At 47.0% G+C, this 14,120-nt stretch carries 11 protein-coding genes; 4 read left to right on the top strand and 7 right to left on the bottom strand.

The window, feature by feature from the left end; translation table 11 throughout:
* Positions 1-510: a peptidylprolyl isomerase gene (locus tag GA693_RS05995; protein ID WP_005178561.1), complete on the bottom strand. Its 510-nt coding sequence runs from the start codon at positions 508-510 to the stop codon at positions 1-3.
* Between the two features lie 166 nt (positions 511-676).
* Between GA693_RS05995 and GA693_RS05990 the strand changes: the two genes are divergently transcribed.
* Positions 677-2,401, top strand: coding sequence for a glutamine--tRNA ligase/YqeY domain fusion protein (locus GA693_RS05990; protein WP_016659047.1), 1,725 nt, complete (start codon positions 677-679; stop codon positions 2,399-2,401).
* A gap of 140 nt (positions 2,402-2,541) precedes the next feature.
* Here GA693_RS05990 and GA693_RS05985 read toward each other — a convergent pair whose 3' ends face one another.
* The gene (locus GA693_RS05985; RefSeq protein ID WP_016659043.1) at positions 2,542-3,072 is read right to left on the bottom strand and encodes a lecithin retinol acyltransferase family protein; all 531 of its coding nucleotides are present in this window, start codon (positions 3,070-3,072) and stop codon (positions 2,542-2,544) included.
* A gap of 84 nt (positions 3,073-3,156) precedes the next feature.
* Between GA693_RS05985 and GA693_RS05980 the strand changes: the two genes are divergently transcribed.
* Complete coding sequence (locus GA693_RS05980; RefSeq protein ID WP_160241240.1) at positions 3,157-4,005, top strand: phosphodiester glycosidase family protein; 849 nt, start codon at positions 3,157-3,159, stop codon at positions 4,003-4,005.
* A 10-nt stretch (positions 4,006-4,015) separates the two neighbouring features.
* On the opposite strand, the gene GA693_RS05975 is transcribed toward GA693_RS05980, so the two are convergent.
* The 4 genes from GA693_RS05975 to putA form a co-directional block, all read right to left on the bottom strand.
* Positions 4,016-4,246: a hypothetical protein gene (locus tag GA693_RS05975; protein ID WP_160241241.1), complete on the bottom strand. Its 231-nt coding sequence runs from the start codon at positions 4,244-4,246 to the stop codon at positions 4,016-4,018.
* Positions 4,247-4,412: 166 nt separating this feature from the next.
* Positions 4,413-4,637 carry a hypothetical protein gene (locus tag GA693_RS05970; RefSeq protein ID WP_005178553.1) on the bottom strand — a complete coding sequence of 75 codons (225 nt, stop codon included), beginning with the start codon at positions 4,635-4,637 and terminating at the stop codon, positions 4,413-4,415.
* Between the two features lie 243 nt (positions 4,638-4,880).
* Positions 4,881-5,963 (bottom strand): tRNA (uridine(54)-C5)-methyltransferase TrmA, encoded by a 1,083-nt coding sequence (gene trmA, locus GA693_RS05965; protein ID WP_087662276.1) that lies wholly within the window; start codon positions 5,961-5,963, stop codon positions 4,881-4,883.
* A gap of 252 nt (positions 5,964-6,215) precedes the next feature.
* Positions 6,216-9,968: a trifunctional transcriptional regulator/proline dehydrogenase/L-glutamate gamma-semialdehyde dehydrogenase gene (gene putA / locus GA693_RS05960; RefSeq protein ID WP_160241242.1), complete on the bottom strand. Its 3,753-nt coding sequence runs from the start codon at positions 9,966-9,968 to the stop codon at positions 6,216-6,218.
* Between the two features lie 129 nt (positions 9,969-10,097).
* On the opposite strand from putA, the gene GA693_RS05955 reads away from it, so the two are divergent.
* Positions 10,098-10,580, top strand: coding sequence for an Lrp/AsnC ligand binding domain-containing protein (locus GA693_RS05955; protein WP_005178547.1), 483 nt, complete (start codon positions 10,098-10,100; stop codon positions 10,578-10,580).
* 92 nt (positions 10,581-10,672) lie between these two features.
* Here GA693_RS05955 and putP read toward each other — a convergent pair whose 3' ends face one another.
* Positions 10,673-12,181: a sodium/proline symporter PutP gene (gene putP, locus GA693_RS05950; protein ID WP_104489216.1), complete on the bottom strand. Its 1,509-nt coding sequence runs from the start codon at positions 12,179-12,181 to the stop codon at positions 10,673-10,675.
* A 424-nt stretch (positions 12,182-12,605) separates the two neighbouring features.
* Here putP and aspA point away from each other — a divergent pair, with 424 nt between their 5' ends.
* Positions 12,606-14,054: an aspartate ammonia-lyase gene (aspA, locus tag GA693_RS05945; RefSeq protein ID WP_160241243.1), complete on the top strand. Its 1,449-nt coding sequence runs from the start codon at positions 12,606-12,608 to the stop codon at positions 14,052-14,054.
* Positions 14,055-14,120: the final 66 nt, after the last annotated feature.

The following is a 14,120-nucleotide window of genomic DNA, read 5'->3' as shown; positions in this document are numbered from 1 at the left end:
TTATTCAGAAATGATCTTGGCAGATTCAATCACCACATTTTCTAGTGGAACATCAGCGTGGTAACCACGGTTGCCTGTACGTACGCCTTTGATTTCAGCAACTACGTCCATACCTTCAACCACTTTACCAAATACGGCATAACCCCAACCTTGTGCAGTTTTGCCCGTGTGGTTTAGGAAGGAGTTGTTTTTCACATTAATGAAGAATTGAGCAGATGCAGAGTGCGGAGCCTGGGTACGCGCCATTGCAATGGTCCCTTCGTCATTGCTCAGACCGTTGTCTGCTTCGTTTTCGATTGAATCACGGGTTGCTTTCTCTTTGAAGTTTTCATCAAAGCCGCCGCCTTGAATCATGAAACCATCGATGACACGGTGGAAAATTACGCCATCATAGAAACCGTCACGAACGTATTGAAGGAAGTTCTCAGCAGTTTTAGGTGCTTTTTCAGTGTTAAGCTCAAGAACAATACGACCTTTGTTGGTGTTTAATTCGACTTGAGGAAAACTCATTGTGTTATCTCCTAATCATGGACAAAAAAGCCATGGGTTTTTTGGTTGAGAGAAGCATAAGCAAACTGTAAACTACAAGGCAAGTAAAAACGTTATTTTCTTTGTTAAAAAGTGGGAATAGCGTTTTAATTATCCTAAATTTTTATCTAGAAGTGATTTATTAACTATGAAGCCGAATGATGCTGTTTCATCTCTGCCTAACACCCCGACACCAAGTAACCATGCCTCTGTCGATGCTGCGCAGCAAGAACAACAGCCGGGCTTAGATTTTGTGCGTCAGGTCATTACCGATGATCTGGCAGCAGGCCGTACTGAAAAAGTGATCACACGTTTTCCACCAGAACCGAACGGTTACTTACATATTGGTCACGTGAAAGCAATTTGCCTGAATTTCGGGATTGCCGAAGAATTTAACGGTTTATGTAACTTACGTTTTGACGATACCAACCCGGATGCCGAAGAACAAGAATATGTAGATGGTATTGCCAACGACGTGAAATGGTTGGGCTTTAACTGGAATGGCGAGCCACGCTATGCGTCGAGCTATTTTGACCAGTTGTATAGCTGGGCGGTGCAGTTAATTGAACAGGGTGATGCCTATGTCGATTTGCAAACTCCTGAAGAAATCAAGCTGAATCGTGGTTCATTTGTCGAGCCGGGTAAAAACTCACCATACCGTGATGCGTCTGTAGAAGACAACCTGGCGCGTTTTGAACAGATGCGTAATGGTGCGCTGGGCGAAGGTCAGGCGGTATTGCGTGCCAAAATTGATATGGCATCGCCAAACGTACATATGCGTGACCCAATTTTGTACCGTGTGCTACATTCCGAGCATCACCAGACCGGTGACAAATGGAAAATGTACCCAATGTACGACTATGCGCATCCATTATCCGATGCGATTGAAGGCATTACTCATTCACTGTGTACGCTTGAATTCCAGGATCACCGTCCGTTCTATGACTGGGTGGTGGAAAAGGTAAAATCAGCGGCGGTACCACGTCAGTATGAATCCAGCCGTTTAAACGTCGATTACACCATTACCTCAAAGCGTAAGCTGCGCCGTCTGGTGGAAGGTGGTTTTGTTAAGGGTTGGGACGACCCGCGTATGCCAACTGTAGTGGGTATGCGTCGTCGTGGCTTTACTCCGGAAGGCTTGCGTGATTTCTGTAAGCGCGTTGGTGTGTCGAAGTCTGACGGGATTGTCGATGTGGCAATGCTGGAATACTGCATCCGTCAGTCGCTAGAAAATACCGCAGCGCGTGGTATGGCCGTGCTGAATCCATTAAAAGTGACGTTAACCAATCTGCCAGCAGAAATGGATCTGACTCATTCGCGCCATCCAAACGTAGATATGGGCGAGCGTGTCATTCCGCTAACCTCTGAAATCTATATTGACCGTAAAGATTTCGAAGAAGAGCCACCGAAAGGCTTTAAACGTCTGATTCCGGGCGGTGAAGTGCGTTTACGTCATGCTTATGTGATCAAGTGCGACGAAATCATTAAAGATGACAAGGGTGAAATTATTGAGCTGAAATGTTCAATCGACCCTGAAACTTTAGGTAAGAATCCGGAAGGCCGTAAAGTGAAAGGTGTGATTCACTGGGTATCTGCCACTAAAGGCGTGAAAGCTGAAGTGCGTATTTACGACCGTCTATTCACCGAATCTGACCCAGAAGTCGGCGATGACTTCCTGGCGAATCTGAATCCGGACTCATTGAAAGTGGTACAAGCGGTTATTGAGCCGGCTTTAGCGCAAGCGCAAGCAGAAGATCGTTTCCAGTTTGAACGTGAAGGTTATTTCGTGGCAGATCAGTATGATCATTCCAGCGAAACACCAGTGTTTAACCGTATTCTGGACTTAAAAGACAGCTTCAAACCGGGCAAATAAAAGCGCATTTTGCTAGATGATTGAAAAAGCCTGCTGGACTCAGCGGGCTTTTTTATGCGGTGTTGAAAATGGAAAGTAAACGTTGAAAGGAAGTAGCACGTTAAATTAAAAAAAATTTGATTTACAGATGATCCGGTGTGTTATTTCTTTTCATCGTGTTTATAAAACAGATGGGTCGGCATCTGCATTTTGGCTTTGTCGCGCAATTTCTTTTTAATATACAGCACCAGGGCAAAACAGGTGGTGGTCAGGGTCAGCATCATGCTGTTCATATAGCTCATTAAGGAGCTGACATAACCAATGGTGGTTAAGCGGTTCATCATCCGGAAGACTTGCGGACTGCTTTCCACGCCGGTAATGGCCCAGGTGCATAAATGTTCGCAGTTGTTGATAATCAGGTGATAATTATTTTCATGCATCCGTGAACGCATCCGGCGCACCACTTTACGGCCTTTATATTTGGGTTGATCATAATGCTGCACATGCACCGGTTTGCCATGACTGAACTTGTCCAGGCTGGTGATTTCGATGGGATGTTTTTTAAATAAATGCGCAAAACCGGAATAATGAATAACACGACCACGTCCGGCATAAATCCCGTGGTGGGTGTAGCCGAAATGTTTGACAATCAGATGCGCCCCTAAAGGGAACCGTGTGTTCTGCTTGAGCATTGTGACATTAGTAAAGTGACAGGTGTATTTTAAAGCTCTAGTGTACTGCTTCTTGGCACAAGAATCGACAGGGTGGCGACAAGAATGGCTGAATTATACAACGATGAACAGGGAACAGTTGTAATGAAAAAGTTAGGACAGTACTTTGCGCAAGTCACGGCCAAGCCGCTGTTAAAACTGCTGATTCTGCTGAGTGCTTGCAGTGCAAACTGGGCGCAAGCACAGGCGCAAATCCACAGCTGGCAGCTGAAACATAGGCTGGGTGATTTTGATGTCACGGAAATCCGATCAATGGCGCAGCTGAAGCTGGTATTAAAGAATACAGCACAGCAGCCCTATCGTTATTTCACTGCGCTCCAGGATGATCTGCAACCGTGCCAGCAGCTGGAATTTGCCATGAATGCCGGGATGTTCCATGCCGATTATGCACCCGTCGGGCTGTATATTGAAGAGGGCAAGAGGGTAAGCCAGTTAAATACCCAGACCCAAGGCTGGGGCAATTTTCTGATTCAGCCGAATGGGGTACTGGCCTGGGACAAGCAGCCACTGTTGATGATCACCCAGCAGTATCAGCAGGCCAATGTGCAACCGAAATATGCCACCCAATCTGGCCCGATGCTGGTGATTGACGGAAAAATTAACCCAAACTTTATTCCGGATTCCGATTCCAGAAAAATCCGCAATGGCGTTGGGCTGAAAGACGCCACCCTGTATTTTGTGATCAGCCAGCAGCCAATAAATTTTTATGACTTTGCCCGGCTGTTTCAGCAGCAGCTTAAGACACCGAATGCGCTGTACTTGGATGGTTCAGTATCTTCTGTGTATATTGCGGCCTTAAAACGCCATCGCCAGTACCGCGCAGTTGGCCCGATGCTGGCGTATATTGATGATTCAGCCTGCGCGACTGAGCCAGAAAAATCTACTGGCCAATAATGCCTAAGGTCTAGGTTTGCTGGCTGCAGAGGCGTTTGGCATCTTCAGTCGACATTTCTTTGATTCCGGCCTCAAACTGTTTTTTCTGGAATTGACGTTGTTCTTCCGAAAGCCCCATTTTTGTGCTCAAGCTGTCCATCTTGTCCCAGGCTTCTTCACATTCTGCCGGCATACGGTCGCAGCCTGTGAGGGCCAGGCAGAGCAGTGGAAGGGTAAGAGCGCCGATCATTTTGTTATTCATAGCGGTATCCTTATTGTTATGTATTGAATTAAAAATACGATCAAGACTGATCTAAGCCCTTGAGCATACATGAAAAAAATTTCAAAACTAAGAAATCTGATTAAAATCAGACCAATAAAAAAGGCACCTAGAAATTCTAAATGCCTTTTTCTGTGGTCAGACTCTGCTATTGCAGGGGTAAATGTTGAAGTTCATTCAACTCTTTACGGCTATAGCCGCGCGAAGCGAGAACCTTTTTAATACCGATAATCACATCTTCATCTGTCGCTTTTGCTAAAGCTTCAAGAAGCTGTTCATTTGTCTTACAAGAGCAATCATTTTCAACACAAGCAATCTGATTCTTATGCTCGTTTTGCTGTTCCTGAGCGAACAGCTTTTGCCAAAAACTCATAGAGACTTCATTTGCAACCTAACATAGCTCGAAATATAGCCAATTTAAAAATTAATGCAAGTCGACTAAAGTGATAAAAGCAGCAAACAGACTCTAGAAATTTCGATAGCTTGTAACAGTTTAAACGTAATTATGATGGCTATAAGCCTTGATTATAACTAAGTTGCTTGTTTTTATAAGAAAAAAGGAAGATTAAAAAATCTTCCTTTTCGGACTGAATAATATAATTTGAAACAAATTGTTTTAGATCTTTTCCAGTAAGACACCAGATTCCACATGATGGGTATAAGGGAATTGATCAAACAAGGCAAATTGGGTGATCTTGTGGGTGCTGGCCAAAGTCTGCAAATTGTCATGCAGCGTATCCGGATTACAGGAGATATAAATAATCCGCTCAAAACGTTGTAGCAGTTTTAAGGTTTCGGCATCAATACCGGCACGTGGTGGGTCCACAAACACGGTGTCAAACTGATAGCTAGACATCTCAATGCCGGCTTCCTGCAAACGGCGGAATTCACGCTCGCCATTGTAGGCCTGGGTAAATTCTTCGGCAGATAAACGCGCCACCTGAATATTGTCAATCTGGTTCTGCTCAATATTCCACTGCGCCGCATAGACTGAAGATTTGGCCAGTTCTGTGGCTAAGACGCGATTAAAACGGGTCGACAGCGGCAGGGTAAAGTTACCATTGCCACAGTACAGCTCTAACAGGTCCTGATTGGCGTGTCCGGCGGCTGTACAGGCCCATTCCAGCATGTGCTGGCAAACGCGCGCATTCGGCTGGGTAAAGCTGCTTTCAATCTGTTTGTATTGATACTGGCGTTCAAAGACTTGCAGTTCTTCCACCACAAACTCATCGCTCAGTACCAGTTTCTGGCCACGGCTCCGGCCAATAATTTTAATCTGCAGTTGCTCGGCCAGCTGTTTGGCCAGCGCTTCCCACTCTGCAGTTAATGGACAGCGATAAATCAGTGAAACCAGCATTTCACCTTTTAAGGTCGCCAGAAAATGCACTTCAAACAGGCGATTGGATAACAGCGGTTCTGCTTTTAAGGCATTCAGCAGTACCGGCATTAACTGGTTGATGCTGGCATCGGCAATTGGAAATTCATCAATTCGAATGACTTTTTTGTTCTGCTGCTCATCGCGTTCAAACATGGCATAAAACAGGTCATCTTCGGTATGCCAAATCCGGAATTCTGCACGCATACGGAAATGCTGTTCAGGCGAGGCAAACACCTCCAATGCTGGAGGATTAAATTCGGCAAACTGTGCAGAAATACGTGCAACTTTGGCATCAAGTTGTTGCTGATAAGATGAAGTCATATGCAGTAAAAATCACAAACCCATTGAGACAGGGGATGGTAACAAAGTTTCAGGCAGATGCCTAAAGATATTCTGTGCAAACCTTAAATTGCGGTAGCGTGAGGGAAGAAATCGAGCTTCGGCTCAACAGATCGGCAGATTAAAGCCGGGAAATAGATCACTTGTGAGAGCAAAGATAAAAAAAGCCAAACCAACAGAGACCAGGGAGAGTTGGTTTGGCAAAGAGGAATAACACCATGAAAAGGAGCGGCTTTAATCCAGCGTCATCAGGCTGGCGTTCCCTCCGGCCGCAGCAGTATTAATGCTGATGGCCCGTTCAATCACCAGACGTTCCAGCGGAATTTTCGGATCATTCGGTTTGAGATGGCTGATGCCGACAATCGCTCCGGCACGCTGCGCTACCGTTTGCTGTAACTCCAGCAATTGCGCCGAGCTGCCATGATGCAGCACTGCATCATAATCGCCATGCAGCAAGTCTGGGATCACGCGAATCCGCTGGGCAATCTCTGGCGGCATTTTCGGCAGATATTTCAGCATGAAGCGGTTTTCTGTCAGAACCACCGGCTGACTGCCGACTGCAAAAATCGCCAGTAACTGATGAATCTGATCCAGCTCCTGTTCGGCCAGGGATAGCACGGCATGGCGTGGCAAAATCGTATACTGGTTACTTTCACCGGTTGGACCAGTCAGATTGAAGCTCTGACCCGTGGCAATTTTCTCCGGTAGTTGAATCAGCTGCTGCGGGAACTCGGCCTGTACCCAGTCCACCAATTGGTTATACAGGGCAGGCATTGCTGCTGCATGTAGAGTCTGCGCCGCAAATGGTTGAGCCAGTTTTTTCTGCGAGCAGTATTGCATTAAGCGGTAGAGATACAGTGGTCCACCGGCCTTAGGTCCAGTCCCGGACAGGCCTTCGCCGCCAAAAGGTTGCACCCCGACCACAGCACCGACAATATTACGGTTGATATACAGGTTGCCGACCTCGGCTTGGGCAATCACGCTATGAATGGTTTCATCAATACGGGTATGCAAGCCCATGGTCAGGCCATAACCTTTGGCATTGATTTGCGCCAGCAGTTGATCAAGCTGTCCATAACGGTAGCGAATCACATGCAGTACCGGGCCAAACACTTCGCGCTCCAGATCATCCAGATGCGGCAGTTCAATCAGCGTTGGTGGTACAAAAGTGCCGTGTTGCAAGCTTGCATCGCTTTGCTTATTCCACATCAACTGATGCACCGGATAGCCCTTAATGCGCATTTTTTCAATATGACGCTCAATATTGTTCTGCGCTTCCAGGTCAATCACCGGACCAATGTCGGTTTTCAGCAAATAAGGATTACCCACGCGTAACTGCTGCATGGCACCTTTGAGCATGGTCAGTACCGTGTCGGCATTATCTTCCTGCACACATAAAATTCGCAGGGCAGAGCAGCGTTGTCCGGCACTGTCGTAAGCAGAGCTGACCGCATCCAGAATCACCTGTTCGGTCAGGGCTGAAGAATCAACAATCATGGCGTTTTGTCCGCCAGTTTCCGCAATCAGTGGAATAGCACTACCGGTCTGGCTTAAACGTTTGGCCACGGTCTGATTCAGGATTTTGGCGACTTCGGTCGAGCCGGTAAACATAATGCCCTGAATCCGTTCATCCTGACTCAGCTGCGCACCGACCGTTTCACCGCGTCCAGGCAGCAGTTGCAGTACATTTTGCGGAATGCCAGCATCCCATAAAATCTGCACCGCTTGTGCTGCAATCAGTGGGGTCTGCTCGGCCGGTTTGGCCAGAACGGTATTGCCAGCCACCAGCGCTGCGGCAATCTGGCCGCTAAAAATCGCCAGCGGGAAATTCCATGGGCTGATACACAGCACCGGCCCTAGCGGAATGATCTGGGTATTGATGTCCAGATCACGCATTTGCGCGGCATAGTAGCGCAGGAAATCAATTGCTTCACGCACTTCGGCAATGGCATTGGCATAGGTCTTGCCACTTTCGCGGCAGAGGAGCAGCATGAGCGGTTGCAGGCGTGCCTGCATTAAATCGGCAGCACGTTCCAGACATTGTGCGCGTTCATGTTTGGAAATATTGGCCCAGACGGCTTGTGCCTGTACCGCATTTTCTAGGGCCTGATTGACCTGTGCTGCTGTGGCTTCTTGTACATGACCAACAATATCCTGATGCTGAGCCGGGTTTAAAATCGCGTGTACATCGGCACTGTCTTCGGCGGTTAAGCCTTCACCCATCGGCTGGGCAGTCCATTGATGCTGATGCAAACTCTGCGCGGTTGCATTTAATGCCGCCAAGTCTTGATCATTGGCTAAGTCCAGTCCAGCAGAGTTGTCGCGCTGCTCGCCATATAACTCATGCGGTAAGGGAATTGCCGGATGTTTCTGGCCGACTTTCTGTTCCTGTTGAGCTGTGGCTAAAATGGTCTGATGCGGATTTTCGATCAGATCTTCAATGTTTAGGGTCTTATCGGCAATACGGTTGACGAAAGAGGTGTTGGCACCATTTTCCAGCAAACGACGTACCAGATAGGCCAGCAGGGTTTCATGGTTACCGACCGGCGCATAAATACGGCACGGCACGCCGAGCTTCTGCTGCTGTTTCGAGCCGACCACATTTTCATATAATGGCTCGCCCATGCCATGCAGGCATTGGAATTCGTATTGGCCAGCGTAGTAACGCGCTGGATCGGCCAGATGATAAATCGTGGCCAGCGTCTGGGCATTGTGAGTCGCAAACTGTGGATAAATCTGTTCCGGTGCCGCCAGTAATTTTTTCGCACAGGCAATATAGGACAGATCGGTATGCACTTTACGGGTAAAGACTGGATAATCCGACATGCCATCAATTTGCGCTTTCTTGATTTCGCTGTCCCAATAGGCGCCTTTCACCAGACGGATCATCAGGCGTTTCTGGCTGCGTTTGGCCAGATCGACCACATAATCTACCACATAGAAGCAGCGTTTCTGGTAGGCCTGAATCACAAAGCCAATGCCTTTCCAGTTATCCAGTGCCGGTTCAAAACACAGACGCTCCAGCAACTCTAAAGACATTTCCAGTCGTTCAGATTCTTCGGCATCAATATTCAGGCCAATATTATAGTCTTTGGCCAGCACCGCCAGTTGCAGCACCTTGTCATACAGTTCGGTATGCACGCGGTCAATCTGGGCACGCTGATAACGTGGATGCAGGGCAGAGAGCTTGATCGAAATCCCCGGGCCGGTATAAACATCTTTATCTTTAGAGGCCTGGCCAATGGCATGGATGGCATTTTGATAGTCATCAAAATAACGCTCTGCATCGTGTTCGGTCAGGGCTGCTTCACCGAGCATGTCATAAGAATAACGGAAACCTTTTTCTTCTAAAGGTTCGGCATGTTGCAGGGCTTCGCTAATGGTTTCACCAGTCACGAACTGCTCGCCCATCATCCGCATCGCCACATCTACCGCTTTACGGATAATACCACGGCCACTGCGCGCCAGCAGGCCAGTCAGAATACCGCTTAAGCTGTTCTGTTTCGGGGTTTCCATCAGCTTGCCGGTCAGCATTAAGCCCCAGGCCGCTGCATTCACAAACATCAGGTTACTTTGACCTAAATGCTCTTTCCAGTTGCCCTGGTTGATCTTGTCACGGATCAGCAGATCACGGGTTGCGGTATCAGGAATACGTAATAGCGCTTCGGCCAGACACATCAGGGCGATGCCTTCTTGTGAAGAGAGGGAGAACTCTTGCAACAGGCCTTGCACCAGACCGGCTTTACCGCTGGAATTTTTACGTTCACGCAGGGAGTGGGCCAGCTGAAAAGCCAGCTCATAAATCTGGCTGTTCAGTGCATCAGGAATTTCACTGTGCTCGAGTAAATGGCTGACACATTCACTTTCAGGGCGACGCCATGCCGTATTAATGGCAATTTCTGCCTCATTTTTTTCTTTGAATTCAGTGATGTAATCCAAATGCGGTTTTGCGTCGTCGAAATGGGTTTCGCTATCCATCATGTTCATGCCAACATCCTGTGACGATATATTTTAGTTGAATGGTGTACCTTATATAATTTATGATCACAGAAAATATGCCAAATAACTCACTATAATTTTTGTTATTTTTAGAGATAAATACGGATTATGAATGGAATGATGAGTCTAGATCGCACTGACATTAAAATTCTGGATATTCTGCAAAAAGATGGCCGGATTTCAAATATTAAACTGGCCGAAGCCGTCAATTTATCGCCAACTGCTGCGCTGGCACGGGTACAGAAACTGAGCAAAGATGGTTTTATTCTGGGCTATGAAGCCAAGCTGAATCCGGAGTTGCTGAATAGCAGCTTTGTGGTATTTGTGGAAATTCTGCTGGATAAAACCACGCCGAATGTACTGGAAGAATTTTCAGATGCGATTTTGCAGCATCCGGAAATTGTGGAATGTCACATGATTAGTGGTGGTTTTGATTTTGTAGTCAAAATCCGCTGCGCCAATATGGAAGAATTCCGTAAGATTTCCGGGCAAATTTTATGGCAGTTGCCGGGGGTGAAAGAAACCCGCAGTTATCCGGTGATGGAAGTGATTAAGGAAAGCTCGCAGCTAAAACTGAAATACCAGCACAAGGCCAAATAAACCGTCATCTTTGTCTGTATTTTCCGTTAAAACCCAAAAGGAGCCGAAGCTCCTTTTTTATGGATGATCAATCAATTCGGTAGATTGCTGTGCTAGCTGTTCATTTCCTGCATGGCTTTTTTGTACTCGGCATCTGACTGTTCAAAGCGCTCAATCACCTCTGTACTTGGTGCCCGGTCGAGCAGACTGACTATTACAATACTCAGGCTGGCCAGAATAAAGCCGGGAATAATTTCATAGAGTCCGGTATCGGCCATGACATTTTTCCAGACAATCACGGTCATCGCACCGACTAGCATCCCGGCAATCGCGCCTTTCAGGGTCATGCGTTTCCAGAACAGCGACAGAATAATGAGAGGACCAAAAGCCGCGCCAAATCCGGCCCAGGCATAGGCCACCAGCCCCAGGACTTTACTCGATGGATTGCTGGCCAGCCAGATTGCCAGCATTGCAATCAACAGCACCATAAAACGGCCGACCCAGACCAGCTCTTTTTGTGAGGCATTTTTGCGTAAAAAGGCTTTGTACAAATCTTCAGTTAAGGTACTGGAGCAGACCAGTAACTGACAGCTGAGCGTACTCATCACCGCGGCTAAAATGGCGGCCAGAATAATCCCGGCAATCCACGGATTAAACAGGATTTTGGTCAGCTCCATAAACACGGTTTCCGGGTTCTGATTCACCACAGTCGCCAGTTCTGGAAATTGCTGGAAATAGGCAATGGCAATGAAACCGGCACCAACTGCGCCGCCCAGACAGAGAATCATCCAGCTCATACCAATTTTACGCGCCGCCGGAATGGTTTTGACCGAATCGGCTGCCATAAAGCGAACCAGAATATGCGGTTGTCCAAAATAGCCTAAGCCCCATGCCAAAGAAGATAAAATAGCAATAAAACTTAAACCGGACAGCATCTGCGTGGCATGTGGGCGCGCAGTTTCCAGTAACAGACCAATCTGCTGGCTATGATCACCCAGTGCCAGATAGGTCATGATGGGAGTAATCAGCAGGGCAAAAATCATCAGCCCGGCCTGGAAGGTATCGGTCCAGCTAATTGCCAGGAAGCCGCCAATACAGACATAGCTGATGGTGGCTATCGCGCCAATCCACAGCGCCGTGGTATAGGACCAGCCAAACAGGCTTTCAAATAAACGCGCACCGGCCACCATGCCGGATGCACAGTAAATCGCGAAAAATACCAGAATCACCAGTGCTGAACTGACGCGCAGAATTTTCTTGCGGTCGCCAAAACGGCTGGTGAAATAATCCGGCAGGGTCAGGGCATTGTTTTGTACTTCGGTATGAACCCGCAAACGCCCGGCGACCAGAAGCCAGTTTAACCATGCACCAATAATCAGGCCGATGGCGATCCAGGCTTCAGATAATCCGGCCAGATAGATTGCACCGGGTAAACCCATCAGCAGCCAGCCGCTCATATCCGATGCGCCGGCAGAAAGCGCAGTCACCACGCTGCCCAGACTGCGGCCCCCAAGAATATAATCCGAGAAATCTGTGGTGGCCTTGTAGGCATACAGCCCGATACCGATCATGGCCACGATATAAAATATAAAGGTAATTAATGTGGGATTCAGTTGACTCATATGCCCATCCTTTGTCTGTAAGCGTTCATCCATCCGAGATGATTTTTTGCGCATTTTTTCAAGGAGCTGATTCAAGCATGGAATTAAAATTACGTTCTGTAACATTTCGACGGGATTTATAGCGGTCTTATGTTGCAGTTTGTAGCTTTAGATACAATTGAAAAAATGGGAGCAATGAGCGGAAAATTATTAAGTCAAAATTTTGAATAAAGCGGTGAATATTTTTATTTTTGCAAATATGGAGAGAATCTGTTAAATATGGCTTAAAAATGGAGTAAATTTACATTATGTTACATCCCGTACATTCAGAAAGAATGTGTAATTAAATATTTCAAAAAGCGTATCAATCTTGTGTAGTTTCAGGCTGGCACAGGTTTAAGATTTTCTTATGCACAATATTGGTGCGAAATAGTGAGTAAACAGTGTGATTACGGTTCAGACAGAGAAAACAAGAATAGAGCATGATTTGCTAGGTGCTAAAGAAGTGCCGGCAGACAGTTATTATGGTATTCATACCTTGCGTGCCTTGGAGAACTTCCAGATCTCCAATCAGCAGGTCGGTGAAAACCTGCATTTCATTCGTGCTTTGGCGCAAGTGAAAAAAGCATCTGCACAAACCAATTTACAGTTTGAAAAAATCTCCCCGCAGGTGGCTGAGGCGATTCAGTATGCCTGTGACCAGCTGATTGAACAGCCTGCTGCATGGCGTGCGCATTTCCCTTTAGATGTTTATCAGGGCGGTGCCGGAACGTCGATTAACATGAACAGCAATGAGGTGATTGCCAATATTGCCTTAGAACATCTGGGTCTGGAAAAAGGCAGTTATTTTTCCATTCATCCGAATGATCATGTTAATAAGTCGCAATCCACCAATGATGTCTATCCAACAGCCTTGCGTTTAGCGACTTATTACAGTCTGGATGATCTGTTCGTGCAGATGCGTAACCTGATTGACAGTTTCTACAAGAAAGTAGCTGAATTTCAGTATGTATTAAAAATGGGCCGGACCCAGCTGCAAGATGCCGTGCCGATGACCTTGGGGCAGGAGTTCCGTGCCTTTGCCACCTTGTTAAAAGAAGATTTAAAACTGATTGACCGGACCCGTCAGTTGTTACTGGAAATTAACCTCGGCGCTACCGCGATTGGTACGGGTGTAAATACTCCCAAAGGCTATGCCCAGGAAGCGGTGCAGGCTTTAAAAGAGATTAGCGGCCTGCCGTTAATTGGCGCAGAAGATTATGTTGAAGCCACCAGCGACTGTGGGGTGTTCATCATTTTATCCAGCACACTGAAACGTCTGGCAGTGAAATTATCGAAAATCTGTAATGACCTGCGTTTATTAAGTTCTGGCCCGCGTACCGGTCTGGGGGAAATCCGTTTACCGGAGTTGCAGGCCGGTTCTTCGATCATGCCTGCCAAGGTCAATCCGGTCATTCCGGAAGTGGTGAACCAGATTGCCTTTAAAGTGATTGGCAATGACCTGACCGTGACCATGGCAGCCGAAGCCGGGCAGTTGCAGTTAAATGTAATGGAACCGGTGATTGCCGTGTCGATTCATGAATCGATTCAGTTATTGACTCAGGCCATGAAAAGTCTGGATGAAAAATGTATTCAGGGCATTCAGGCCAATGAACAGGCCTGCCATGATGCGGTGATGCGTAGCGTTGGTATTGTCACTTTGCTAGATCCGATTCTAGGTCATGCCAAATGTGATGAAATCGGGAAACTGTGTATTGCTGAAAACAAAACCATTCAGCAGGTAGTACTGGATCAGGAGTTGCTGACTCAGGAACAGCTGGATGAAATTTTCGCCCTGCATAATCTGGTCAGTGAAGTAACACCACCGGAAGCGGTTTTTGCCCAAGTCAGTTAAGACACTGACTGCTTCAGTAAAACAATAAAGGCTCAAGGTCATATATTGGCTTTGAGCCTTTTGTGT

The organism is Acinetobacter indicus (assembly GCF_009914475.1).
In the GTDB taxonomy this organism is placed as follows: domain Bacteria; phylum Pseudomonadota; class Gammaproteobacteria; order Pseudomonadales; family Moraxellaceae; genus Acinetobacter; species Acinetobacter indicus.
Note: the sequence above shows the minus strand (reverse complement) of the source record. Positions and strands in the feature narration are given on the sequence as shown.